Annotated in this window: 24 protein-coding genes; 14 read left to right on the top strand and 10 right to left on the bottom strand. The window is 54.8% G+C overall.

The features are described 5' to 3' along the window. The first annotated feature begins 53 nt into the window (after positions 1-53). The 4 genes from J7395_RS06480 to J7395_RS06465 all read left to right on the top strand — a co-directional run bounded on the left by J7395_RS06480 (position 54) and on the right by J7395_RS06465 (position 4,999). On the top strand, positions 54-1,019 hold the full coding sequence (locus J7395_RS06480) for a TAXI family TRAP transporter solute-binding subunit (protein ID WP_209220925.1): 966 nt from the start codon (positions 54-56) through the stop codon (positions 1,017-1,019). Beyond that, a complete protein-coding gene (locus J7395_RS06475; RefSeq protein ID WP_062949680.1) occupies positions 1,016-1,522 on the top strand; it encodes a DUF1850 domain-containing protein in 507 nt (168 codons plus the stop codon). Before J7395_RS06480 ends, J7395_RS06475 begins: the two co-directional genes overlap by 4 nt. A gap of 12 nt (positions 1,523-1,534) precedes the next feature. Beyond that, entirely contained in the window at positions 1,535-3,550 is a 2,016-nt protein-coding gene (locus J7395_RS06470; RefSeq protein ID WP_209220924.1) for a TRAP transporter permease, read from the top strand. A 174-nt stretch (positions 3,551-3,724) separates the two neighbouring features. After that, positions 3,725-4,999, top strand: a complete 1,275-nt coding sequence (locus tag J7395_RS06465) for an MFS transporter (RefSeq protein ID WP_209220923.1) — start codon at positions 3,725-3,727, stop codon at positions 4,997-4,999. Between the two features lie 188 nt (positions 5,000-5,187). On the opposite strand, the gene J7395_RS06460 is transcribed toward J7395_RS06465, so the two are convergent. Then, positions 5,188-5,370, bottom strand: a complete 183-nt coding sequence (locus J7395_RS06460; RefSeq protein ID WP_114121642.1) for a hypothetical protein — start codon at positions 5,368-5,370, stop codon at positions 5,188-5,190. 142 nt (positions 5,371-5,512) lie between these two features. Between J7395_RS06460 and J7395_RS06455 the strand changes: the two genes are divergently transcribed. Beyond that, positions 5,513-6,502: a LysR family transcriptional regulator gene (locus tag J7395_RS06455; RefSeq protein ID WP_062949686.1), complete on the top strand. Its 990-nt coding sequence runs from the start codon at positions 5,513-5,515 to the stop codon at positions 6,500-6,502. A gap of 12 nt (positions 6,503-6,514) precedes the next feature. Here the strand turns inward: J7395_RS06455 and J7395_RS06450 are convergent, their stop codons facing one another. The 4 genes from J7395_RS06450 to rmuC all read right to left on the bottom strand — a co-directional run bounded on the left by J7395_RS06450 (position 6,515) and on the right by rmuC (position 10,223). Next, positions 6,515-7,030, bottom strand: coding sequence for a GNAT family N-acetyltransferase (locus tag J7395_RS06450; protein WP_062949688.1), 516 nt, complete (start codon positions 7,028-7,030; stop codon positions 6,515-6,517). Positions 7,031-7,034: 4 nt separating this feature from the next. After that, the gene (gene fmt / locus J7395_RS06445) at positions 7,035-7,964 is read right to left on the bottom strand and encodes a methionyl-tRNA formyltransferase (protein WP_209220922.1); all 930 of its coding nucleotides are present in this window, start codon (positions 7,962-7,964) and stop codon (positions 7,035-7,037) included. 161 nt (positions 7,965-8,125) lie between these two features. Then, positions 8,126-8,644 carry a peptide deformylase gene (gene def / locus J7395_RS06440; RefSeq protein ID WP_209220921.1) on the bottom strand — a complete coding sequence of 173 codons (519 nt, stop codon included), beginning with the start codon at positions 8,642-8,644 and terminating at the stop codon, positions 8,126-8,128. Between the two features lie 118 nt (positions 8,645-8,762). Next, positions 8,763-10,223, bottom strand: a complete 1,461-nt coding sequence (gene rmuC / locus J7395_RS06435; protein WP_062960187.1) for a DNA recombination protein RmuC — start codon at positions 10,221-10,223, stop codon at positions 8,763-8,765. A 194-nt stretch (positions 10,224-10,417) separates the two neighbouring features. Here rmuC and J7395_RS06430 point away from each other — a divergent pair, with 194 nt between their 5' ends. The 4 genes from J7395_RS06430 to J7395_RS06415 all read left to right on the top strand — a co-directional run bounded on the left by J7395_RS06430 (position 10,418) and on the right by J7395_RS06415 (position 15,842). Next, positions 10,418-10,726 carry a hypothetical protein gene (locus J7395_RS06430; RefSeq protein WP_209220920.1) on the top strand — a complete coding sequence of 103 codons (309 nt, stop codon included), beginning with the start codon at positions 10,418-10,420 and terminating at the stop codon, positions 10,724-10,726. Positions 10,727-11,281: 555 nt separating this feature from the next. Then, entirely contained in the window at positions 11,282-13,228 is a 1,947-nt protein-coding gene (gene acs / locus J7395_RS06425) for an acetate--CoA ligase (RefSeq protein ID WP_209220919.1), read from the top strand. A 256-nt stretch (positions 13,229-13,484) separates the two neighbouring features. Beyond that, positions 13,485-14,975 carry a SulP family inorganic anion transporter gene (locus tag J7395_RS06420; RefSeq protein ID WP_209220918.1) on the top strand — a complete coding sequence of 497 codons (1,491 nt, stop codon included), beginning with the start codon at positions 13,485-13,487 and terminating at the stop codon, positions 14,973-14,975. 12 nt (positions 14,976-14,987) lie between these two features. After that, positions 14,988-15,842, top strand: a complete 855-nt coding sequence (locus tag J7395_RS06415; protein WP_209220917.1) for a universal stress protein — start codon at positions 14,988-14,990, stop codon at positions 15,840-15,842. A gap of 61 nt (positions 15,843-15,903) precedes the next feature. On the opposite strand, the gene J7395_RS06410 is transcribed toward J7395_RS06415, so the two are convergent. The 5 genes from J7395_RS06410 to J7395_RS06390 all read right to left on the bottom strand — a co-directional run bounded on the left by J7395_RS06410 (position 15,904) and on the right by J7395_RS06390 (position 20,821). Further along, a complete protein-coding gene (locus J7395_RS06410) occupies positions 15,904-16,500 on the bottom strand; it encodes a hypothetical protein (protein ID WP_114121649.1) in 597 nt (198 codons plus the stop codon). 116 nt (positions 16,501-16,616) lie between these two features. Further along, a complete protein-coding gene (locus tag J7395_RS06405) occupies positions 16,617-17,570 on the bottom strand; it encodes an Hsp33 family molecular chaperone HslO (RefSeq protein WP_209220916.1) in 954 nt (317 codons plus the stop codon). Between the two features lie 137 nt (positions 17,571-17,707). Further along, entirely contained in the window at positions 17,708-18,625 is a 918-nt protein-coding gene (gene argF / locus J7395_RS06400; RefSeq protein WP_062949704.1) for an ornithine carbamoyltransferase, read from the bottom strand. A gap of 11 nt (positions 18,626-18,636) precedes the next feature. Continuing rightward, positions 18,637-19,794: an aspartate aminotransferase family protein gene (locus J7395_RS06395; protein WP_082832766.1), complete on the bottom strand. Its 1,158-nt coding sequence runs from the start codon at positions 19,792-19,794 to the stop codon at positions 18,637-18,639. Between the two features lie 232 nt (positions 19,795-20,026). Continuing rightward, positions 20,027-20,821 (bottom strand): ABC transporter permease, encoded by a 795-nt coding sequence (locus J7395_RS06390; RefSeq protein ID WP_062960196.1) that lies wholly within the window; start codon positions 20,819-20,821, stop codon positions 20,027-20,029. A gap of 94 nt (positions 20,822-20,915) precedes the next feature. On the opposite strand from J7395_RS06390, the gene J7395_RS06385 reads away from it, so the two are divergent. From J7395_RS06385 to J7395_RS06365, 5 genes are all read left to right on the top strand, one after another. Continuing rightward, positions 20,916-21,626: a RecX family transcriptional regulator gene (locus J7395_RS06385; protein WP_209220915.1), complete on the top strand. Its 711-nt coding sequence runs from the start codon at positions 20,916-20,918 to the stop codon at positions 21,624-21,626. Between the two features lie 127 nt (positions 21,627-21,753). Next, positions 21,754-22,494: a MauE/DoxX family redox-associated membrane protein gene (locus tag J7395_RS06380; RefSeq protein WP_114109140.1), complete on the top strand. Its 741-nt coding sequence runs from the start codon at positions 21,754-21,756 to the stop codon at positions 22,492-22,494. A gap of 77 nt (positions 22,495-22,571) precedes the next feature. Further along, entirely contained in the window at positions 22,572-22,913 is a 342-nt protein-coding gene (gene arsC, locus J7395_RS06375) for an arsenate reductase (glutaredoxin) (protein ID WP_062949712.1), read from the top strand. Positions 22,914-23,046: 133 nt separating this feature from the next. Next, positions 23,047-23,415 carry a CidA/LrgA family protein gene (locus J7395_RS06370; RefSeq protein ID WP_062949714.1) on the top strand — a complete coding sequence of 123 codons (369 nt, stop codon included), beginning with the start codon at positions 23,047-23,049 and terminating at the stop codon, positions 23,413-23,415. After that, positions 23,415-24,140: an LrgB family protein gene (locus J7395_RS06365; protein ID WP_209220914.1), complete on the top strand. Its 726-nt coding sequence runs from the start codon at positions 23,415-23,417 to the stop codon at positions 24,138-24,140. Before J7395_RS06370 ends, J7395_RS06365 begins: the two co-directional genes overlap by 1 nt. Positions 24,141-24,159: the final 19 nt, after the last annotated feature.

Here is a 24,159-nt window from a genome sequence, read left to right as displayed (position 1 = left end):
ACCGTTTCTGTTGTTATCAATGCAGTGAACATTGATCCTAGGGAGGACTAAGTATGAAATTGCGGAATCTGCTTTCTGCAGCAGCAGCACTGATGATGTTCGGTGCCCCGGCATTCGCCCAGACCCAGCTTTCCATCGCGACCGGCGGTACCGGTGGTGTTTACTACCCGTATGGTGGTGGTCTTGCCGAACTGATCGGTAAATATATTGATGGCTATGACGCCGTTGCCGAAGTTACCGGCGCGTCGGTCGAAAACATGGGCCTGATCGCACGTGGCGACAGCGACCTTGCCATCGGTCTGGCTGACACCGTTTATGCCGCTTATCACGGCACCGGCAAATTCGAAGACCGCAAGCTCGACAATATCCGCGCAATTGCGTCGATCTATCCGAACGCAGTCCAGCTCGTGACTCTTGCTGACAGTGGTATCACCAGCCTTGCCGATCTGAAAGGCAAACGCGTTTCTGTTGGTGCACCGGGTTCGGGAACCGAAGTTTCGGCAAAAGTTCTGCTCGAAGCCAACGGCATCACCTATGACGACATCGAAGAACAGCGCCTGAACTTCAACGAAACCGCCGATGCAATCCGCGACGGTGATATCGATGCAGGCTTCTGGAGTGTTGGCCCGCCCACCAGCTCGATCCTCAACCTCGCAACCACGCGCGACATCAAACTGATTGCTCTGACCGAGGAAGAGGTTGCTGCCGCCATCGACGCGGAGCCGACCTTTGCACCTTACTCGCTGCGTAAAGGCATCTACGAAGGTGTCGAGGCACCGGTTCTGACGATCTCCACCCCGAACGTTCTGGTCGTCAATGCCGACATGGACGAGGAACTGGCTTATCAGATCACCAAGACCCTGTTTGACAAGGTTGACGAACTGATCGCCATTCACCCGGCTGCAAATGACACCACGGTTGATTTCTCGGTCGGCTCGACCCCGATCGTGATGCATCCGGGAGCAATTCGTTATTACGAAGAAGCTGGTGCACCATTCCTGGATCACCTGCGTCCATGACCTCTGCCATGTGGGGGCGGCCGTTTCTGGCCGCCCTTTTCCTCCTTGCTTTGGCACCCTCCGGTCATGCCGGTGACGCCGCCAAAGAAGAAACCGACAAAACCGATCGCCTTGAAATTATCGGGGCGGATGGTCGCATTCTGGCTGAAACCGGCATCCCGCGTCAGGGGGAGTGGTGTCTTTACTGGAACCATTCAGTCACCGGCGATGGTGTGATCGATTGCTATGTCGACGATCACGGCAAGATGGTCCTGCACCGCGCCTATCAGCCCGATTTTGCTGCAGGACTGGGCCATTATCCGGGACGCGGCAAACTGACCAGCGCGGAAAATGGTGGTTATTGGATTGAAGACATTGATGAAGCCGTGCCGGGAAATGCCTATGTCCTTCGGGTCGGCAGCCTCGCGGTAAATCATCGCATCGTCACCGAAAATGACGAGATCAATCTATCGAAAATGGCCGAACATACCCGTGTCACCATACGGCTTGATACCGGGGATTAAGGATTTTAATTGATGACTGAACCGGCTCCTCTTCCGTCCATGCAGGACACAGTTGCCCAGCCCAAAATTGTTCTGGGGCTGATCACCGTGGTCGCGGTTGCGCTTTCACTGTTCCAGATGTATGGCGCGGGTATCGAACCGCTTGGCCTGTTTTATCAGCGCTCGATCCATCTGGCCTTTGTGATGTTTCTGGCTTTTCTGATGTTTCCGGCATTCGGATCGAACCGTAAACGGGGCGTTCTTGGTTGGGTCATCGATTTGGCATTTCTGGCCGGTGCGTTCGTTACCGGTTTCTATCTGTCCTTCTATCTGGACGAGATTTTCAACCGTGCCGGTTTCTGGACCAGTACCGATCTGATCGTCGGCATCATCGCAACCGTTACCGTCCTCGAAGCCAGCCGCCGTGCTGTTGGCCTTGGCATGACCGTAATTGGCATCGTTGCCATCATCTATGCGCTATCGGGTCCGCGCGGTTCGCTGCCATGGCTTGGCGAATGGCTACCCGGTATTCTTAGCCACCGGGGCGCTGATGTAGACCGCCTTGTCGGTCAGCTTTACCTTGGACAGGAGGGTATTTACGGCCTGCCGATGGGGGTTGCAGCAACCTATATCTTCATGTTCGTCCTGTTTGGTGCGTTCCTTGAAGTGACCGGTGCTGGTAAATTTTTTATCGACATGGCCTATGCCGCGACGGGCAGAAAGGCTGGTGGTCCGGCCAAGGCCGCTGTTCTGGCCTCGGCCGGAATGGGTTCAATCAGTGGTTCGGCCATTGCCAACGTTGTCACGACAGGCGCCTTTACCATTCCGCTGATGAAGCGCCTTGGCTATCGCCCCGCCCAGGCCGGTGGGATCGAAGCAGCCGCATCGACTGGCGGGCAAATCACCCCGCCGCTCATGGGGGCGGGTGCCTTCCTGATTTCCGAATATACCCAGGTGCCGTATCTCGAAATCGTCATGATTTCGATCTTCCCGGCGATCCTGTATCTCGGCACGGTTTATCTGTTTGTGCATATTGTCGCGCTGAAGAACGGTATGCGTGGCATGCCGGTCTCAGAATTGCCGGACTGGAAGCAGGTACTTAAAGAAGGCTGGCAATTCATCCTGCCGCTTGGCGTTCTGATTTACCTTCTGGTGCTGAACATTTCTCCGATGCGCGTCGGTTTCTGGGCGATTATTTCGGTCCTTGCGGTTGCCGCCCTGCGCTACGCGATCTGGTTCTTCTACGTCGCACCACAGAACGGTGAAAAGGCCAGCCATGACCGCCTCAAGGCTGCACTTGCCAATGGCGTCAGGATTACAATCGCTGCCCTTGAACTCGGCGCAAAGAACGCGGTTGCCGTCAGCATGGCCTGTGCCGTTGCCGGGATTATCGTTGGCGTTGTTGGTCTTACCGGTCTTGGCCTGAAATTCTCGTCGATGATGATCGCGTTTTCGGGTGGCAATATCGTTCTTGCACTGGTTCTGGTGCTGCTCGCCAGTCTGATCCTTGGTATGGGCCTGCCGGTAACGGCATCCTATATCGTTCTGATCGTTCTGGTCGGTCCGGCCCTGTCCAACGAGTTCGGCATCCCGTTGCTGATCGCGCATCTGGTGGTGTTCTGGTATTCCCAGGACAGTAACGTGACCCCGCCCATTGCCCTTGCCGGCTTTGCCGGGGCCGCGATAGCCGGGGCCAGTCCATTGGAAACCAGTATGCAGGCGTGGAAATTTGCCAAGGGCCTGTATCTGATCCCGGCCTTCATGGTGTTCAATCCGGAAATCATCACTGGTGGCCCGCTGCCGCTCGTACTGTGGACCGGCTTTACCGCGATCCTGTCGCTAGCTGCCTTTGCCGCAGCACTCGAAGGGTTCATGTTTGCCAAGATCGATCTGGTATCACGCATTCTGATTGTTCCGGCGACCATTGGCATCTTCTATCCGGACCTTCGGGCAGAGATCGCAGGGACAGTCGTCATTCTGGCGATACTGGGCCTGAACTGGTGGAAAGGCCGCCATTCGGATGGTCCGGCAGCCAAAATAGCCACCTGATCTTCCATTAAAACGGCATACTTGATCCAAAAGCCCTCGCAAGAATATTTGCCTTGCGGGGGCTTTTTCACTTTATGCACGCACATAATACCTATGCATTCGGGCAGTAGACGCAATTACCCTCGATCGATAAGATCGGCGGAAAATAATTCCTCATACTATTGATTGAACCCCATGCAATTCCTTAGCCTTTTGCGTCAGGCACCCCGCCCGCTGGCATTCGGGGCGCTGCACAGTTTCGGTTCGTCATTCGGTCAGACCTTTCTGGTAGCCCTTTTCGTTCCGTTCATCGGCGCCAGCCTTTCGATCAATGAAACCGAATTTGCCAATATCTATGCCGGGATCACCATCGCAAGTGCGTTGTGCCTGCCTTTCATCGGGCGATTGATCGACCGCATTGATATGCTGCGATACAGTCTGGCAACCATGGTGTTGCTGACCATCGGCTGCCTTGCGATTGCCTCGGCTCAATCGGTCTGGATGCTGATCGCGGCCCTGTTCATTCTGCGTCTGGCCGGGCAGGGATTAATGAGCCATGTGAGCATGACTGGCATTGCGCGCTATTTTGATCGCAGCCGCGGACGTGCCCTCGCCATTGCAAGCTTCGGCTTTCCGTTGGCAGAGGCAATCATGCCTGTAACTCTGCTGGCACTTATCGCCGGATTTGGCTGGCGGGCGACCTATGCCGGGGCCGGTATTTTTATCGTGGTTATCCTGATGCCGATTGCGATCCTGCTGATCCGTGATAATGCAAAATTCCGCGAGGCACCGGGCAAAACGGAAAAGGATGGCAAAGCCGCCAGTACTGATCACAGCACCGATCAGGACGCATCCCCCGCAAGCAGCCATCCACGCCTGTTCCGGTCACGCTATATCTGGTTCTGCATGCCGATGCTGGCCGCCCCGCCGCTGGTGATGACCGCCCTGTTTTTCCATCAGGGATCGATTTCAGCGAGCAAAGATATCGACCTTGCCTGGTTTGCCGCCGGTTTTACGGTTTTTGCCATTACATCCGTGATCGGGGCGTTTGGTAGCGGTCCGCTGATTGACAGCCATACCGCTCGCAAGCTGTTCCCCTATCACCTGATCCCGGCCATCGGGGCGGTGTCGCTACTGGCGATCACTGAAACACCGGTCATGATCCCGGTTTATATGGGGATGCTGGGCGTCACCACCGGCTTTGCCACAACATTGCGCACGGCAATCATTCCGGAACTGGTGCCACTTAGTGAAATCGGCGCAGTCCGCAGCACATTGACCGCGGTCATGGTTCTGGCATCTGCGATTGGACCTGCGATCTATGGCTGGATGTTTGCCGCCAATATCGATATCGCGACGACGCTTTGGATCACCATCGTCGCAATGGCGGTTGTGTCAATGCTGTCCTGGATGTCGGAACGGCCCGGATTTTATATCCCGCCGGGTGTCGCACGCCAAACCGGCGAATGAGGCAGCGGGATTGCAAAGCCTAAGATCGGCGATGAGACAAAAAAATGGCCCGGAGCTCAAAAGAGCCCGGGCCAGTCGGGAAAACAGCGTCGTCTAGGGAGGAAGACGCTAGAAAAAACGCGGTAGTCCATCGCGGGAGCGTCGTCTGGGGAGGAAGATCAAACGTCGCTCGACCGCGAGGTCGTCAATTAGGCAGCACCGCCAACGGTGCCAGCCGGATGCTTGATGTCGGCGGACTTGTCAGCGCCTTTGAACAGGCTGCGGAACAGGCTACCGATATATTCAGCACGAAGCTGTTGGCCTTTGCGCACGCCAGCTTCAATCTCGCTGGTTTTGATGTTCAGCTTGGTGATGTCAGCATAAGTGGTCATGGCAGACCTCCTTTGAGAATTTGGTTCATTGCGACAACGTGTCGCGTTTGATGAACCCAATCTAATTTCCTTTACGGCAGAAGAGAATTACCTCAATATGCACATTACTTGTGAATATGCGTCATAAATAGGAAACATGCCGATGGATCGCGCCGCAGAAATGGAAATCTTTGTCCATGCCGTTGAAGAAGGCAGCTTTTCAGCTGCTGCACGGACCATGCGTCTGTCACCTTCGGCGGTTTCAAAATACATTTCGCGTCTTGAAGACAGGCTTGGCGCACGTCTTTTGATGCGCACCACCCGCCAGCTTAGCCTGACCGAAGAAGGCCGTGCCTTTTACGAGCGCGCCCGCACGATCCTAAACGAGATCGAAGAAGCCGAAGAAGTCGTAACCCAGCTTTATGCCGCCCCGCGCGGAACGTTACGTATCAACGCATCGGTGGCCTTCACCAAATATCAGGTCGTGCCGCTGATTCCGGAATTTCTGGCGCGTTATCCCGATGTAAGGATTGAATTGACGCTGGATGATAAATTCACCGATCTGGTCAACGATGGTTACGATCTGGCGATTCGCCTGTCCGCCCTTGAAGATTCATCCCTGATCGCACGCAAATATGCGGTCAACCGCCGCATGATCGTCGCATCGCCGGAATATCTGGAAAAGAACGGTATCCCGCGCAAGCCGCAGGAACTTGAAAACCACGACTGTCTGCATCTGTCATCACGCGAAAGCTTTAACGACTGGCATTTCGACACCCCCGAGGGCCATGTTTCGTTCCGCGCACAGGGCAGTTTTTCCGCCAATGACGGCGACGCATTGCACGAAGCGGTGGTCGCCGGCCTCGGTATGGCACGACTGGCAGAGTACCTCGTGCATGAAGATATCCGGGCAGGTCGCCTGACGCCGGTTCTGACGGAATATGTTCACGATCTGGCATGGATTTCGGCTGTGTATCCGCACAAGCGTCACCTGTCACCAAAGGTCCGTGCCTTTGTGGACTTCCTGGCCGAAAAATTCACCCCCATCCCGCCATGGGAGCTTGGCCTGCGCGATGCGCGTTCGGTCCGCAAACCCGAAGCCGTTGCCGAAACCAAGGCCATTGCAGCCCCGGTAACCGAGCAGCAAGGCTAGACGCAGAATAGCTTAGCCAATCCGAAACCGGATATCGCCCGGACGGGCTTTGAAGCAATATTCAGACGAAGCGCTAAGATCATCAAGAGTGCGGGTTTCGCCGGTTCGGGCGAACCCGCATTTTTCATAAAAGCGATGCCCGGCTTCGAACCGTGTGTCGGTCCAAAGGACAAGATCGGTGCAATCGGGATGGGTTTGCTCCAGCCAATCAAGGGCGGTTTTCAACATGCGCTGGGCAATGCCCTTCCCACGGGTGGCGCGATCCAGATAGACCTTGTGCAATTCGGCCTGTTTTTGTGCCGGATCGAATTTGATGCCAAGGCATCCCAGGACACGTCCATGCCCTTCGACCACCCAGATGCAGCCGTGATCAGCGCTAAAATCATCAGCGATGGCATCAAGTTCGGGAAACTCGCCCGCACGATCAAAGATGCAACCGGGATAATCAGCAAAGACCTCCGCAATCAGGGTTGCGATTTGATCACCATCCCGATTGGTGGCTTTGCGAATGTCGAATACCATTTCCATAGACCTAACCCTGTAAGACAATGCCCTTGGCAAGCTTGTCATAACCCCGCAGAACGGCATCGGTATCCATAACCGCCTTGCCCGGCCGTTGAATACGGGTCGGGCGCAGGGCGCCGCTACCGCATGCAATCGTCAGATGATCGTCAAGGATGGTGCCTGCCGGACCGGATTGATCGGTAACGATGGCAGCCTGCACCTTGATGCGTTCCTTGCCAAATTCGAAATAGGCACCCGGCCATGGTGTGAAAGCACGTACTTTGCGTTCAAGTGCCGCGGCATCATCGGTGAAATCAAGCTTGGCCTCGGATTTCTCCAGCTTGGCGGCATAGGTCACACCGTCTTCTGGCTGTCTGATTGGGCTCAGTACGCCACCCGGCAGCTTTTCAAGCGCCTCCACGATCATTTTGCCCCCCAGTTCGGCAAGATCGTCATGCAGGGCATTGGCATAGGTTTCGGACGTGATCGGGATGTCACCAACCAACAGCATATCGCCGGTATCAAGCCCGACATCCATCTGCATGATGGTCACACCGGTTTTGTCGTCACCGGCCAGAATGGCCCGCTGGATCGGGGCCGCACCGCGCCAGCGCGGTAAAAGGGACGCATGAATGTTCAGACAGCCATATTTCGGCGCATCGAGAATAGCCTTTGGCAGGATCAGGCCATAGGCCGCGACCACCGCAACATCGAGATCAAGGTCGGCAAAGGCCTTTTTCTCGTCATCGGATTTCAGGGAAACAGGCGTGCGGACCTCGATACCCTGTTCTTGCGCCCATGCATGAACCGGGGTCGGCGTTTCCTTTTGCCCGCGACCGGCAGGACGGGGTGGCTGGGAATAGACGCAGACAACATCATGACCGGCTGCGACCAGTTTCTTAAGCGCCACAAGGGCGAAATCCGGGGTTCCCATAAAGGCAATGCGCAGCTTGGTCATTGGTCACGTCCTATCGTCATCAATCAGGTAGCTGGCGGCAATTTGGCGTTATCTTGGCCAAATGACAAGCCAAGCCTTAAAAGGCGGGCACCCGCTTTGTCAGATTTCCAAAACAAAAGGGCCGGAAAATCCGGCCCCTGAATTCTGTGATGCGTTTCTGATCAGGCAGATTTTTTCGTCTTTTGCAGCTTCTGCACTTTTTTCAGGATCATGTTGCGCTTAAGCGCACTCAGATAATCGGTGAACAGGATGCCATCAAGGTGATCAAGTTCATGCTGGATGCAGGTTGCGAGAAGGCCGTCGGCCTCGATTTCGTGTTCCTTACCGTTTTCATCCAGATAGCGCAGGCCGACTTCGGCCGGGCGTTCAACATCGGCATATTGTTCCGGGATCGACAGGCAGCCTTCCTGATAAACCGATGTATCCTCGGACTCCCAGATGATTTCCGGATTCACGAGTTTCAGCGGCTGGGGCTTTTCCTTGTCATCGGAAACGTCCATGACAACCAGGCGCTTCATCACGCCGATCTGGGGCGCGGCAAGTCCGATACCCGGTGCCGCATACATGGTTTCAAGCATGTCATCGAGCAATTCACGGATTTCGTCATTCACCTCTGCCACCTCTTCGCATTCCTGCTTGAGGCGGGGATCGGGAACAATGAGAATGTCGCGCAGGGCCATGTGTCTTCTGTCCGGGTTTGGAAATCTATGCGTTCATCGCATTATAGCGAAATCAGCGCTCCGAGATAAGGTTTCGTCGCACTTTAGTCAAGCAAACAGCCCTGTATTAACGCGCAACTCACCCATGATCGGTACCGGTATGGGCCGTTTCGTCGTCATCATCACCGGTTTGGCCCGTCAATAAATCGGAAGGAGCCCCAAGCAATTCGGTTTTGGTGATTTCACGGACATGGGTTTCGGCATGAAGCGGTTCTTCGATGGCGCGATCATCGGCAACGATATGCTTTTCCTTAAGCTTGCGGGCGGACACCAGTACCGTGCCTTCAAGCGTGCCAAGAGTCTTGTTGTAGTTTTTGACCGTACTTTCAAGCGACTTGCCCATAGAGGCAAAGTTTTTGGCAAGGGTCCCCAGACGATCAAAAAGCTGCTGACCGATTTCGCTGATATCGCGGGCATTTTCGGCAAGAGCTTCCTGACGCCAGCCATAAGCCACGGCCTTCAGAAGCCCAAGCAGGGTCGTCGGCGTTGCCAGAATGACGCCATCGCGGAAGCTGTCTTCGATCAGGCGTGGATCGCGTTCAAGTGCTGCCGAGAAGAAGCTTTCACCGGGCAGGAACAGAACAACAAATTCCGGAGAATCGACTGATTTCCAATAGGATTTCTTCGAAAGGTCCGAAATCACCTTGCGCACATTGGTGACATAGGTGCCCATCAGAGCCTCGCGGCGGATATCGTCGTGCTTTTCCTCAATCGCCTCAAGATAGGCCGATGTCGGGGCCTTGGCATCGACGACGATGTTTTTGCCGCCCGGCAGATGAATGACCATGTCCGGCTTCTGCGCGCCTTCATCGGTATTGAAATGTACCTGTTCTTCGAAATCGCAATGTTTGAGCATCCCGGCCAGTTCAACGATCCGGCGCAACTGCAATTCACCCCATTTGCCTGATACCGACGAACTTGACCGCAGGGCGGAGCTTAACGTCTGGGTTTCCTTGGACAGGCGGGTTTGCGATTCAACCAGCTGGCCGACCTGATTGCGCAATTCGCCGTAAGCTTCCTTGCGCGAGTTTTCCAGTTCGTTGACCTTGGTATCGAAAGCCTGCAAGCGTTCCTGAATCGGTTTGACGAGCCCGTCAATTGCCTGCTGGCGTTTTTCCAGATCGCCTTTGGCCCCTTCCTGCATGCGCGAGAAATTCTCACGCGCCAGCTTCATGAACTCGTCATTGTTGACTTTAAGCGCGTCAGACGACAGCGCCTTGAAACTATCAAGCAGTTTGGTGCGCGCATCATCAAGCATTGCGAGCTTTTCGGTGGTGGCCTCGCGTTCCTTTTCCAGTCTGGTTTCGGCAATGGCGCGTTTTTCGGCTTCTTCGGAAAGCCGGTTACGCGTCATTGCCAGTTCAGATACCAGTTCGCGACGGGCTTCATCAGCCTGATCAAGTTGCGCCGCCAGCAGGGCGGTTCGCGACTCTGCCTCGGCCATCGCCGCTTCTTTGGTGCGTTTGACCATCAGCACACTGAAAACCAGTGCGACGACAAATGCCGCAATTGCGCCCGCTGCAAGAGAGATCGGATCCATATTCCCACCGTTTGGTTATAACCTGATTTCTTTGTATCTGTTTTGTTCTTTCAAATCCAGTCTCAGGAAGGGAATTTCCCTCGAGGATTGGCGTGACAGACCTAACAGATCAACATTTCTATTTTAGATAAAATTTGATTAATATTTTCTAATATATATAATTTGCTATCTTTAATATTCAATCTGAGGATGTCATGCCAACAGTCTATGCTGAACTTAGAAATGCAATACAAAACAAGCAGCAAGTTTCTTGCACATACCATGGTCTGCAGAGAGAAATTTGTCCTCATGTTATCGGAACTAAAAATGGACAAAGCAAAGTATTAGCTTACCAATTCGGCGGACGTAGCTCCAGAGGCTTGCCACCAGATGGTGAGTGGAGGTGCATGTTTGTTGATGAAATCACTAACGTAAGTGTTGCCAACGGCGAATGGTACACAGCCGAGAATCACTCCAAACCGCAAACCTGCGTGGACGAAATTGATTTAGAAGTTGCGTACTAAACTTTTCCGCATAAGCCAATGCTGACGCAATACCTTTGCCTCACAATTTCCTGCTACAGATCCGCAAGAGTTGGGGTCTCTAAAATTGTGTCATAGTGAAACCGGCAAATCGCCAGATCGTGACTGGCGAAATTACGATAATATCACTATGTTTCAATTACCTACTTCAGGGAATTCTCGTGTTCCGGTATCCAGACGGGATCACCGGGAGGTATTGGTTGCGCCCCCGCAACCGGACCGGTTACAAGGCAGGGAAAGCAGGACGGTATCGCGCCCATTGCGAACCATTTTGCCCCCCGTCTTAAGTTGTATTCCCTGAAATCCATCAGCGCACTAGCATAGGGCGCAAGCGACAGGAACCGATTTACGCCATGCCGTCCGGCTGATCTTGCATCGCCCGTTCGGTTATCCTGCACCGGTTGTAATAACTGTTATTCCAACTGCAAAAATCGGCATCTGGCACGCACAAGAATATCGTACCGGCCCAAAGACCTTTCAGCGGGCAGGTGACCGGTACGAGCGTACAGACAACAGGAAACGAACAAGAGGCCACATATGTCTGCGAACGTTTATCCCGTCTCCGACGACATCGCGAAGGGCGCGCTGATCGACAAGGCAAAATACGACGCCATGTACAAGCAGTCGGTCGAAGATCCCGAAGGCTTCTGGGGCGAACACGGCAAGCGCATCGACTGGATCAAGCCGTTTACCAAGGTCAAGAATGTCAGCTTTGATGCCAAGGACCTTTATATCAAGTGGTATGAAGACGGCACGCTGAACGTTGCAGCCAACTGCCTTGATCGTCATCTGGCGAAGCGCGGTGACCAGACCGCGATTATTTTCGAAGGCGACGATCCGTCCGTTTCCGAACATATCACCTACAAAGATTTGCATGAACGTGTCTGCCGGTTTGCCAATGCCCTGAAATCGATGGGTGTCGGCAAGGGCGACCGCGTTGTCATTTACCTGCCGATGATCCCGGCCGCAGCGGTTTCGATGCTGGCCTGCGCGCGCATCGGTGCGATCCATTCCATCGTGTTTGGCGGCTTTTCGCCTGAAGCCCTCGCGGGCCGCGTGGAAGATTGCGGTGCGAAGGTTGTCATCACCTCGGACGAGGGCCTTCGTGGCGGGCGCGGTGTGCCGCTGAAACGCAATGCGGACGAAGCCCTTTCCCATCCGGGTGTCAAATCCGTCGAAAAGCTTGTTGTCGTCAAACATACCGGCAAGGACATCGCATGGAATGATGCGCGCGACGTCTGGTATCACGAGGTTTGCGAGGCAGCATCACCTGATTGCCCTCCGACCGAGGTCAATGCCGAAGACCCCCTTTTCGTTCTCTATACTTCGGGTTCGACCGGCAAGCCGAAGGGTGTTCTGCATACGTCGGGCGGTTACCTTGTTTATGCGTCGATGACCCATCAGTATGTCTTTGATTATCACGAAGGCGATATTTACTGGTGCACGGCCGATGTCGGCTGGGTTACCGGGCACAGCTATATCGTTTACGGGCCGCTTGCCAACGGGGCAACGACCCTGATGTTTGAAGGTGTGCCAAGCTATCCGGATGCATCGCGTTTCTGGCAGGTGTGCGAGAAGCACAAGGTCAATATCTTCTATACCGCGCCAACCGCGATCCGTGCCCTGATGCGCGAAGGCGAAAGCTTTGTGAACAAAGCTGATCTTTCGAGCTTGCGCATCCTCGGCTCGGTGGGCGAGCCGATCAACCCCGAAGCCTGGGAATGGTATCACGAACATGTCGGCAAGCGGAATTGCCCGATTGTCGATACCTGGTGGCAGACCGAAACCGGCGGCATCCTGATTACGCCGCTTCCGGGTGCGACCGACCTTAAACCGGGTTCGGCAACCTTGCCGTTCTTTGGTGTTGAACCGGCCCTTCTGGATAATGAAGGCAAGGAACTGACCGGCGCAACCGATGGCAACCTTGTGATCAAGGATAGCTGGCCGGGTCAGATGCGCACGGTTTATGGCGATCATGAACGGTTTATCCAGACCTATTTCAGCACATTCGCCAATGTCTATACCACCGGCGACGGTGCACGACGGGACGAGGATGGCTATTACTGGATCACCGGCCGTGTGGATGACGTGATCAACGTTTCGGGTCATCGCATGGGCACTGCCGAGGTTGAAAGTGCGCTGGTCGCGCATGCCAAGGTGGCCGAAGCCGCCGTGGTCGGCGTACCGCACGATATCAAGGGACAGGGCATCTATGCTTATGTCACGCTGAATGCCGGTGAAGAACCGACCGAAGAACTGCGCAAGGAACTGGTTCAGTGGGTGCGCAAGGAAATCGGCCCGATTGCCAGCCCCGATTATATCCAGTGGTCACCGGGACTTCCGAAAACCCGTTCGGGCAAAATCATGCGCCGTATCCTGCGCAAGATTGCCGCCAACGAATATGACCAGCTTGGCGATACATCAACCCTTGCCGATCCGGGCGTGGTTGATGATCTGATCGAAAACCGTCAGAACCGGAAATAGTCTGATCTGCCTAAATCGCAGAGATCAGAACTTCAGGACAAAACCCGCCGCTATTCCGGCGGGTTTTTCCGTTCCAGACTGGGTTTTGCACAAAATGCCCGGCAAAGATCACGCCCCCTGCGGTTGTGCCATATTTTAAATTGGTATAGGTACAGCCTTCTGCATTGCAATACTGACCGTTAGGGACGGCTTTCATGCCGCCAGATGACACTCCAGCCCCGGGGACAGACTGGGCTGTTTGATACGGAGAAGTTCTGTGAATACCGATTTCCTTCCGCGTTTGCGGGCCGAATGGCTTGGCAATATCCGTGGTGATGTGCTTTCAGGCCTTGTGGTGGCACTTGCACTAATCCCCGAAGCCATTGCGTTTTCCATCATCGCCGGGGTCGATCCCAAGGTCGGGCTTTATGCATCCTTCTCGATTGCAGTGATTACCGCGATCTTTGGTGGACGGCCGGGCATGATTTCGGCTGCCACCGCGGCAACCGCCGTGCTGATGGGATCGCTTGTGCGCGATCACGGACTTGATTACCTGCTGGCGGCAACCGTGCTTGCCGGGGTGATCCAGATGCTGGCCGGGGCGCTTCGGCTTGGAAACCTGATGCGGTTTGTCTCGAAATCGGTGATGACGGGCTTTGTCAACGCGCTCGCCATTCTGATTTTCATGGCACAATTGCCGGAACTGACCGGTGTCAGTTACATGACATATGTGATGGTCGCGGGCGGCCTTGCGATTATTTACCTGTTCCCGAGGATCACGAAAATTGTCCCCTCGCCATTGATCTGCATTATCGTTCTGACGATCCTGTCCCTGTTTATTGATGGTGATCTGCGCACGGTCGGTGATATGGGCGCATTGCCTGATGCCTTCCCGGCGATTTATCTGCCTGATGTGCCGCTGAACCTTGATACCTTCCTGATCATCCTGCCCTATTCGGCGGCGGTGGCGGCGGTCGGGCTTCTGGAAAGCCTGATGACGGCACAGATCGTGGACGAGCTGACCGATACACCATCGAACCGCATCCGCGAATGCTATGGTCAGGGGATTGCCAACTTCTTTACCGGTTTCATCGGTGGCATGGCTGGTTGTGCGATGATCGGCCAGTCGGTAATCAACGTAAAATCGGGTGGGCGGTGCCGACTTTCGACCTTCCTTGCCGGTATTTTCCTTCTGATCCTGATTGTGGTCCTGGGCGATCTGGTGGCGATCATCCCGATGGCCGCCCTTGTAGCGATCATGATCATGGTATCGATCGGGACATTCAGCTGGTCTTCGATCAAAAACCTGCGCGAACATCCGCGCAGTTCATCCATCGTGATGCTGGCAACCGTTGTGACCGTGGTCGGCACGCATAACCTTGCAATTGGCGTTCTGATCGGTGTTTTGCTTTCGGGGATATTCTTTGCATGGAAAATCGCGCAGATCTTCCGGGTTACCAGCACGCTTTCAGCCGATGGCACATGGCGGACCTATGAAGTACGCGGGCAGATTTTCTTTGCCTCGGTCGAGGATTTCACCAAGGCATTCGATTTCCGCGAGGCACTTGATAAAGTCACGATTGATGTCAGCCACGCCCATATCTGGGACATTTCAAGTGTTGCGGCCCTTGATATGGTCGTGCTGAAATTCCGCCGTGAGGGAGCCGAGGTCGAGTTGATCGGTCTCAATGAAGCCAGCGAGACAATTGTTGATAAGCTGGCGATCCATGACAAGCCCGGCGCGCTTGAACGCCTGATGGGCCACTAAGGGGAACGTTCAATGACACGTCTGATCGCACTGATCGATGGATCGGGCTATTCGCAAAGCGTTCGCGACCTGACCTGCTGGGTAGCCAAACGCACCGAAGCATCAGTTGAGCTGATGCATGTGCTGGGCCGTCGTGGCGTGGGCTCCGAACCCGCCGACCTTAGTGGTAACCTCAAACTTGGTGCTCGTACTGCCCTTTTGCAGGAACTGGCCGACCTTGATGAACAGAAGGCCAAGCTGGAGCTGAAACGCGGTCGTTTGCTGCTTGAAGAAGCCAAATCGGGCCTTGAAGAAGCCGGACTTTCATCGGTTTCGACCAAACTTCGCCATGGCGATCTGATTGATGCGATTGGTGAGTTTGAAGGCGATGCCGACCTGATCGTGATTGGCAAGCGCGGCGAGGCCGCCGATTTTGCCAAACTGCATCTGGGATCAAATCTTGAACGGGTTGTCCGGTCCGCGACCAAACCGGTTCTGGTCGCATCGCGCGCATTCAAGCCGATCAACAAGTTCCTGATTGCGTTTGATGGTGGTGAAAGTGCGATGAAGGCCGTGCGCCACATTGCGGGTGGCAAGCTGTTTACAGGACTTCCGTGCGTCTTGCTGTGCGTTGGCAAACCAACTGACAGCCTTCAGGAAAAGCTTGATGACGCAGCAGCCCTTCTGCGCAAGGCGGGCTACGAGGTTGAGGCCAGTTTCGAAGCCGGAGAACCTGAAGACGTGATTAAAAACCGTATCGAAAGCGACAATATCGATCTTCTTGTCATGGGCGCCTATGGCCATTCGCGCATCCGCAACCTGATCATTGGCAGCACGACGACCGAAATGGTCCGGTCCTGCCAGGTGCCGGTAATGATGTTCCGCTAATGACCAAAAGCCCGGCAGTTTTCCGGCCGGGCTTTTGGTATAGCAATATGGATACCGGAACTTAGCGCAACAGGAAACGCCCGAAATTGGCATTGATCTGACGTTCGAGTTCACGATCAAGGTCCATCAGGAGCGTTGCGGTTTCATCATAAACCGCCTTTTCACGTTCGGCGACGGACATCGATTCCGCAAGGGTCCGGGTGCGAACCGCGGTTGCGGCAACTTCGCCCTTCTGGGTGCCATTCGGATCAAGAACCTCAAGCTTGGCCGAAACTTTCATTTCGACTTTTTCGGACTGATCATCGGTAAAGACGCCCGAAAAACCCTTGGTGGTTTTAAGCGCGTTTGAGGTGATGGATGCCTCGGTCACGCTATAACGCAGAATATCACTGGTGCCTGCCGTCTGGATGCGGTCATCGGGCCAGTTCATTGCCATCTTGCCTAGGCTGAACGGCAGATAGCTTTCAAGGTTGTTGTCACCCCCGGCCGGATAGGCCGCCACTTTTTCAATTGGCCCGGCTGCAAATACAATCGGGTCAAGATGGCGCCAGGTCACATCGGGATAGGTCTGCACCGGTGCGCTGGTACAGGCCGCCAGAAGGGCAACAACTGCACCCGCCAGGGCCACGCGCATTCCATTGATGGACAATGCCTTCATCAAGTCTTTCTCCTGCCTCAAATAAAAACGCCACCATACCTTTGTGTGGGCATGGTGACGTTGCTTGATGATTAAGGCAAGGCTGTGACAATCAAAAACCGCGCCGATGCAGCAAGTTATGCGTCATCGCCGGATTTAAGTGCACGCAGGTCGGCCTCGTTGAAGCCATATCGCGTGTTGCAGAACTGGCAGGAAACCGCGACTTCGCCGCTATCGGGTTCGCGCATGTCCAGAAGTTCTTCAAGCGGATAGGACACAAGCGCACCTTCGATTTTCTGACGCGAACAACGGCATTTGAACTGCAACGCCGTCTGATCAAACACGCGCGGTTCTTCGTCGTGGAACAGACGCCAGATCAGGTCATGCGCCGAAAGCGAAATATCGACCAGTTCGTTTTCAGTGGCACTCGCCATCAGGATCTTGGACCGGTTCCAGTCCTCGGTAATCTTTTCGGCTTCTTCCGGAGTTGCCGCTTCGCCCGACGCACTGGCCGGAAGACGCTGCAGGAACAGCCCACCAACCCACCAGTCATTGGCCTGTTCGCCCTGATGGACTTCAAGCTTGAAGGCAGCTTCGATCTGTTCGGACTGACGGAAATAGGACTCAGCACATTCCGAAAGCGTATTTCCTTCGAGCGACACAATACCCTGATAGCGTTCGTGATCGCCGCCCTGATCGACGGTGAAGGCGATGTGGCCATGCCCCATCAGCTTGTGCACCTGCCCGCGCAGAGCATCTTCACCACCGTCTTCGGCCGCAATCATGGTGCTGAGGCAGTCTTCGTCTACACGCACACAGGCGCGAATGTTGCCGTCGCTATCGACGTCGACAACCATCATGCCAATTGGACCGTCAGACGAGGTCTGAAGGGTAAACAGGCCTTCATATTTCAGCGCCGAGGACAGCAGAACAGCCAGCCCGATAATCTCGCCCAGCAGATGATTTGCAAGCGCAGGATAGCTGTGCTGACCGATGATGGTCTGCACGGTCGGGCCAAGCCGTGCGAAACGGCCGCGAATATTGGAATGATCCAGCGTGAAGGGCTGACAAAAATCGACAGCGATCTGCATTTTCGGGTTCCGCGTTTTTACGTGTTCCGGGGCGTATAACAACAGCAGAACCGCATTGTCCAGCCATGTCACGCCAAAACAAAGGGGCGAACATCACTGTCCGCCCCGAAATTCTGATGCTTATTTAGTCTGCACCGTCAGGAAGGCAAGCCATTAAAGCAGTATAGCAGAACCCCTTTCTGCGCATGCAGACGGTTTTCAGCCTCGTCAAACACCACCGATTGCGGCCCGTCGATCACATCGTCGGTGACCTCTTCGTTACGATGGGCAGGCAGGCAATGCATGAAGATCGCATCCTTGTTTGCCTTTGCCATCGCGGCCGAGTTCACCTGATAGGGGGCCAATGCTTCCATGCGGGCGTCGGCGTCCTCGTCCCCCATCGAAACCCAGCAATCGGTAACGATGACGTCGGCCCCGTCCAGCGCGCTGTCCATATCGGTCATGCGGACCTTGCCACCCTCGGCATTGGCCGTTTCGATCAGACCCTGATTGGGGCGATAACCCGCCGGGCAGGCCATATCAAGCGAGAACCCGAATTTCGGCGACGCATGAATAAAGGACGCCGAAACATTGTTGCCATCGCCGACCCAGGCGAATTTCAACCCATCAAGGCGTCCCTTGTGTTCCTTGACGGTCATAAGGTCGGCCATGATCTGGCAGGGATGGCTTTGATCGGTCAGGCCATTGATGACCGGAACGGTGGCATATTTCGCCAGTTCCAGCAGTTTCGATTCGTCCGTCGTACGGATCATGATCGCATCGACAAAGCGCGACAGAACGCGTGCGGTATCGGCAATGGTTTCCCCACGGCCCAGCTGCGAACTTGCCGCATCAAGGATGACAACATCACCGCCTAGCTGGCGCATACCAACTTCGAATGACACGCGTGTACGGGTCGATGGTTTTTCAAAAATCAGAGCAAGTGTCTTGCCCGCAAGCGGCTTGTCACCAAACGGTGCCTTGCCTGCCTTTTCCACAGATCCAAGTTCAAGAATATCGTTCAGCGTTCCCGCCGACATTTTGTCGAGATCGAGAAAGTGCCTGATATCAGTCATTTCAGTCTTCCTTATTGCGCCAAGGCTGCCGCGGCGGCATCGATTGCTGCCAGCGCCTCGTCAACATGGGTTTTGGTGATGTTAAGCGGCGGCAAAAGACGCACCACGTTATCGCCCGCCGGAACGGTCAAAAGACCCAGTTCACGCAGTTTTGCGACAACATCAACATTGGTCGGCACAGTTTTCATACCCAGAAGCAGGCCCATGCCACGGACTTCCGCGATAAAGCCCGGATGTTTTCGGGCAATGGCCGCAAGGCCGTCACGGATCAACTGGCTCATGGCAAGAACATTGTCCATGAAACCGGGTTTAAGGATGACGTCAAGAACCGCATTGGCCGCCGCCATGGCAAGCGGATTACCACCAAAGGTCGTGCCATGCATCCCCGCAGGCAATGCCTGTGCCGCGCGTTCGGTCGCCAGCAACGCGCCAACCGGGAAACCACCGCCAAGCCCCTTGGCCGATGAAATCAGATCGGGCTTCATGTCCGACCATTCATAGGCATAAAGCTTGCCCGTGCGGCCAACGCCGGTCTGGACCTCGTCAAACATCACAAGCAGGCCGAATTCGTCAGCCGCTTTTCGCAGACCCTCAAGGTAACCTTCGGGGGCCTTGCAGATACCGCCTTCGCCCTGGATCGGTTCGACCAGAATACCTGCGGTCTCAGGCGTGATCGCATCGCGCAATTCGTTCAGATTGCCAAATGCCACACGATCAAAACCATCAGGCATCGGGCCAAAGCCCTCGCGGTATTTATCGCTATAACCGGCGGTCAGGGTACCAAGCGTCCGACCGTGGAAGGCATTGGTTGCCACCAGAATCCGGTTCTTTTCGGCATGACCGCTGACATACTGGTAGCGGCGCAGCATCTTGATGCCGGCCTCGTTGGCCTCCGCCCCGGAGTTACAGAAGAACACCGTGTCGGCAAAGGTATTTTCAACCAGACGTGCCGCCAGTTTTTCCTGCCCCGGAATCCGGTACAGGTTCGACGTATGCCAAACCTTTTTCGCCTGTTCGGTCAGGGCTTCGACCAGATGCGGATGCGCGTGGCCAAGGGTATTCACCGCAATACCCGACCCGAAATCGAGGAATCGTCGGCCATCCTGCGCATAGAGATAAGGTCCTTCACCTTTCTCAAAGGCCAGATCGGCCCGCGCGTAGGTCGGCATGACGGGAGTAATCACTTCTTCATTCCTCAATCAGGGATAAAAAATCATTCCTGACCAGAAGGTCAGTTCCGGCAGAATACCGGGAAGCCGCGGAGTATCAAGAGATTCCTGACCTCTGTCAACGACGCAAAACCCCGTATACGAACAGGGCTGATATGAAAAAGAGCAGCATCCGATGCGGAATGCTGCCCTTAAACGGAATTTAATGCTGAAAGCCGCACTGTTTTGGCGATCAGGCCTTAAGCTTGTAGCCGCTTTTGATCATGCGATAGCACAGAATCCAAAGCAGGACATTGACCACGGCCAAGACCACAACTCCGGTCATTACCGTGCCGTCCGAAACCCCGGTAAAACCATAGCGGAACCCGTCAATCATGTAGAAGAACGGGTTGTAATGGACCAGTACCTTGCCAGCTTCGGGCAGGTTTTCGGCGCTATAGAATGTGCCCGACAGGAAGGAAAGCGGAGTAATGACAAAGTTGGTGACAACCGCGATATGGTCGAATTTCTCGGACCATACACCACCGGCAATACCCAGCAGCGACAACATCAGCGACGCCGAAATCCCGAAATACAGGATTGCCCAGATATTATGGACGCCGACATCAACAAAGAACGCCATGACAATGGTGGTAGCAACGCCAACCATAATCCCGCGTGTCACCGCACCGAATGCAAAACCGGCAACCATTTCACCGGCCGAAAGCGGCGGCATCAGAACATCAACAATGTTGCCCTGTACCTTCGAGATGATGATCGAGCTTGAGGTATTGGCAAAGGCATTCTGGGCCATGGTCATCATGACCAGACCGGGGGCAAGGAAGGTGGCGAAAGGAACGCCGTTTACCGTCTCGACCGCGCGCCCGAGTGCCAGAAGGAAGACCGCCATGAATAACAGGCTGGTAACCACCGGTGCTCCGATGGTTTGCAGATGGACGTTCAGAAAACGTCGAACTTCCTTGGCATAAAGCGTCCACAGACCGAGCCAGTTGATCGCGCCCATTTGACGCGGTGCTAGCTCTTGCATGAAAAATCCTTCGGAAAAATGCAGACAATTGCCGGTAAAATAGGGAGAGTTGGGCATCAAGTGCAAGGGTGTGTATTGATCAGCATTGGATGAAATGAAAGAATCACACGAAAACCGCAGTGATTTAGCGCCTGACAGCAAGGCGGAAAAATTTGGCAGTAACGCCAGTTTTTCCCGCAAAAGTGCCGCCAAAGGCAAAGATCGCAACCCGCGCGAACCCCAAAAGCCGCGCAGGGTAACGCGCGACTATCTGATGAATTATGCCACCTGGTATCTGGAACGCTTTGCCACATCACGCGCGCGGCTTGAAAAACTGATGCGCGGTAAAATCAGGCTTTCGATCGCGGAATACGGCACCGATCCCCAGGAAGCCGAAGAATGGATGAAAAGCGTTCTGAACACTTGCGAGAATGCCGGCTTTATCAATGACACCGCCTATGCCAAGGGACGTGCCAGATCGCTTTTGCGCAAGGGCAAGGCCATGCGGGTTATCGCCGCAGATCTGAACGCACGCGGCATTGCATCGCACATGATTGATGACACCATCACCGACCTCAGACAGGAAGCCGATCAGGCGGCCTATGAAGATATCCGGGGTACCGATCCCAACCTTGCCGCCGCCGCGGCCTACGCCCGACGCCGTCGGCTTGGACCATTTCGTCGGCCTGACCAGCGCGATGAAAAACGCGACAAGGATCTGGCCGCACTTGCCCGGCAGGGATTTGGCTATGACACCGCCACCCGGATCATTGATGGCGATCTGGATCACCTGAACGATCTGTTATCCATGATTGACGGCATCTGATTGCTGGGCGGGCGTTTTTTTTTTTCGGGCACCGAAAGACTACCTTTCAGCGTTGCGTGGAACAAATGTCTCCCCGACAAGTTCCATAAAAGCGTAGACCCAAGGGCAAGACGAGAGAGATCAAGTCATGACCGCACATACACGCAAGGCAACGCTTTACCGGATGGTGATGGACGACCATATCTGTCCGTTCGGCCTGAAATCGCGCGACCTTCTAAAAAGGGAAGGATACGCCGTCGATGATCACTGGCTGACCACCCGGAAAGAAACTGACGACTTTCAGGCAGAATACAATGTCGAAACGACCCCTCAGACATTCATTGATGGAGAGCGGATCGGCGGCCATGACGAATTGCGGGAATATTTTGGCAAGCCGGTAAATGATGGCAATTCGGTTACCTATCAGCCGGTCATTGCCGTTTTCGGCATGGCGGCACTTATGGCGCTGGGCCTTAGCTGGGCCGCATTTGGCGATTTCCTGACGGTTCGGGCGGTTGAGTGGTTCATCGCGACGTCGATGTGCATTCTTGCCATCCTGAAGCTTCGGGATCTGGAAAGCTTTTCGAACATGTTTCTGGGTTATGACCTGCTCGCGCAACGGTGGGTACGATATGCCTATCTTTACCCGTTTGGTGAGGCACTGGCAGGGGTCCTTATGATTTTTGGCGCGCTCATGTGGCTTGCCGTTCCTGTTGCCCTTTTCATCGGGACAATCGGGGCTGTATCGGTTTTCAAGGCGGTTTATATCGATAAGCGTAACCTCAAATGCGCCTGCGTCGGTGGGGACAGCAATGTTCCGCTTGGTTTCATTTCACTGACGGAAAACATCATGATGGTCGCCATGGCGATCTGGATGATGGTGAAATAGACAACAACGGGCTGGTGCAATCGGGATCGAGCCCCTAAAAGAGCCGATACAGGCTACCTTTTGCGTGAAGGAGAACCATGAATATGATGGTCCGCATCTATCACAATCCGCGTTGTTCCAAGTCGCGCCAGACCCTTGCACTGATCGAGGAACAGGGAATTACCCCCGACGTGATCCAGTATCTGGATACACCACCCACCCCACAGGAATTAAAAGAAATTCTTGGCATGCTGGGCATGGCCCCGGAAGATATCCTGCGCAAGAAAGAAGCCAAAGAAGAAGGCATTGCTGATCTTCGTGGTGACACATTGATCGAGGCCCTTTGTGCCCATCCGCGCGCGATTGAACGCCCGATTGTGGTCAATGGCCACAAGGCGGCCCTTGGGCGACCGCCGGAAAGTGTTCTGGAAATCCTTTAGAACGACCTGAAATATCGAATGACTTCAAACGCCTGTGCCATTTCCGCACGGGCGTTTTTCGTTATTAATAAAAGTCGAACGGGCGCAAAGTCATTATGTCTAATCCAAAGACATAAATGTCGGGAGGTTGCTGATGATTGCTGCGTTTGCCCTGATCCTTGTCTGCCAGCTGTTTGGCGAGGTGATATCGGAACTGTTTGACCTGCCTGTACCCGGCCCTGTGATCGGGCTTGGGCTTTTGTTTATCGGACTGATCGTCAAACGCCACCCGCCCAAGGTTCTGACCGATGCCGCCGATAACCTTCTGATCCATTTTTCGCTGCTGTTCGTTCCGGCCGGTGTCGGGGTGGTGACACAGCTTGACCGGCTGCGTGGGGACTGGTTGCCGATTACGGCCGCCCTGATCTTTTCTACCTTGCTTGCGATGGTTCTGACCGCCCTTCTGATGTCGAAACTTCTTCCCAAACCGAAGGCATCCATCGGCGACGGGGACGCAAAATAATGGACGAGACAGATATCACGCAGCTTTGGGTTTATCTTTCGACCAAGCCATTGACCGGCCTTACCATTACGCTTGTCGCCTATTCCATCGGGTTCTGGCTGTATCAGAAAACCGACCGCAATCCGGTTTGCAATCCGGTGGTCATCGCCATTGCATTGATTGCGTTGCTGCTCGAAAGCACCGGCACCCCCTATGCGACCTATTTCGAAGGGGCACAGTTCGTGCACTTCCTTTTGGGGCCGGCGACGGTGGCACTTGCCGTACCGCTGTTTCGCCAGATGGAAACACTGAAACGGGCATTGCCGGTGATTATTTTCGGTGTGCTGTTCGGATCGCTGGTTGCGAGTGTCAGCACAGTTGTTCTGGCCTGGATCCTTGGCGCGAGCCCGGAAACACTGGCTTCCCTGGCACCGAAATCGGTCACGACACCGGTTGCTATGGGTATTGCCGATGAAATTGGTGGTGTCCCGGCCCTGACTGCGGTTTGCGTGATCGCAACCGGCATTGTCGGGGCAACACTGGGCCCGATGGTGATGAATTTGGCCCGATTGAAAGACTGGCGCGCGCGCGGATTTGCCATGGGGGTTGCCGCACACGGAATCGGAACGGCACGGGCATTTCAGGTCAATGAAACAGCCGGGGCGTTTTCAGGATTGGCGATGGGGTTAAATACGCTGGCCACCGCCCTGACCCTGCCATTCCTGTGGCATTGGTTCTTCGGGTGAGCCGAAACTCACCCGAAGC

This window comes from Thalassospira sp. A3_1, assembly GCF_017744215.1.
GTDB lineage: Bacteria > Pseudomonadota > Alphaproteobacteria > Rhodospirillales > Thalassospiraceae > Thalassospira > Thalassospira lucentensis_A.
The sequence above is the reverse complement of the archived record's forward strand: the minus strand, read 5'-3'. Positions and strand labels throughout refer to the sequence as shown.

Bases quoted from the DNA above. Each gene is read 5' to 3' on its own strand.
- J7395_RS06480 (WP_209220925.1), top strand. From the start codon at position 54: ATGAAATTGCGGAATCTGCTTTCTGCAGCAGCAGCACTGATGATGTTC.
- J7395_RS06475 (WP_062949680.1), top strand. From the start codon at position 1,016: ATGACCTCTGCCATGTGGGGGCGGCCGTTTCTGGCCGCCCTTTTCCTC.
- J7395_RS06470 (WP_209220924.1), top strand. From the start codon at position 1,535: ATGACTGAACCGGCTCCTCTTCCGTCCATGCAGGACACAGTTGCCCAG.
- J7395_RS06465 (WP_209220923.1), top strand. From the start codon at position 3,725: ATGCAATTCCTTAGCCTTTTGCGTCAGGCACCCCGCCCGCTGGCATTC.
- J7395_RS06460 (WP_114121642.1), bottom strand. From the start codon at position 5,370: ATGACCACTTATGCTGACATCACCAAGCTGAACATCAAAACCAGCGAG.
- J7395_RS06455 (WP_062949686.1), top strand. From the start codon at position 5,513: ATGGATCGCGCCGCAGAAATGGAAATCTTTGTCCATGCCGTTGAAGAA.
- J7395_RS06450 (WP_062949688.1), bottom strand. From the start codon at position 7,030: ATGGAAATGGTATTCGACATTCGCAAAGCCACCAATCGGGATGGTGAT.
- fmt (WP_209220922.1), bottom strand. From the start codon at position 7,964: ATGACCAAGCTGCGCATTGCCTTTATGGGAACCCCGGATTTCGCCCTT.
- def (WP_209220921.1), bottom strand. From the start codon at position 8,644: ATGGCCCTGCGCGACATTCTCATTGTTCCCGATCCCCGCCTCAAGCAG.
- rmuC (WP_062960187.1), bottom strand. From the start codon at position 10,223: ATGGATCCGATCTCTCTTGCAGCGGGCGCAATTGCGGCATTTGTCGTC.
- J7395_RS06430 (WP_209220920.1), top strand. From the start codon at position 10,418: ATGCCAACAGTCTATGCTGAACTTAGAAATGCAATACAAAACAAGCAG.
- acs (WP_209220919.1), top strand. From the start codon at position 11,282: ATGTCTGCGAACGTTTATCCCGTCTCCGACGACATCGCGAAGGGCGCG.
- J7395_RS06415 (WP_209220917.1), top strand. From the start codon at position 14,988: ATGACACGTCTGATCGCACTGATCGATGGATCGGGCTATTCGCAAAGC.
- J7395_RS06410 (WP_114121649.1), bottom strand. From the start codon at position 16,500: ATGAAGGCATTGTCCATCAATGGAATGCGCGTGGCCCTGGCGGGTGCA.
- J7395_RS06405 (WP_209220916.1), bottom strand. From the start codon at position 17,570: ATGCAGATCGCTGTCGATTTTTGTCAGCCCTTCACGCTGGATCATTCC.
- argF (WP_062949704.1), bottom strand. From the start codon at position 18,625: ATGACTGATATCAGGCACTTTCTCGATCTCGACAAAATGTCGGCGGGA.
- J7395_RS06395 (WP_082832766.1), bottom strand. From the start codon at position 19,794: ATGCCGACCTACGCGCGGGCCGATCTGGCCTTTGAGAAAGGTGAAGGA.
- J7395_RS06390 (WP_062960196.1), bottom strand. From the start codon at position 20,821: ATGCAAGAGCTAGCACCGCGTCAAATGGGCGCGATCAACTGGCTCGGT.
- J7395_RS06385 (WP_209220915.1), top strand. From the start codon at position 20,916: ATGAAAGAATCACACGAAAACCGCAGTGATTTAGCGCCTGACAGCAAG.
- J7395_RS06380 (WP_114109140.1), top strand. From the start codon at position 21,754: ATGACCGCACATACACGCAAGGCAACGCTTTACCGGATGGTGATGGAC.
- arsC (WP_062949712.1), top strand. From the start codon at position 22,572: ATGAATATGATGGTCCGCATCTATCACAATCCGCGTTGTTCCAAGTCG.
- J7395_RS06370 (WP_062949714.1), top strand. From the start codon at position 23,047: ATGATTGCTGCGTTTGCCCTGATCCTTGTCTGCCAGCTGTTTGGCGAG.
- J7395_RS06365 (WP_209220914.1), top strand. From the start codon at position 23,415: ATGGACGAGACAGATATCACGCAGCTTTGGGTTTATCTTTCGACCAAG.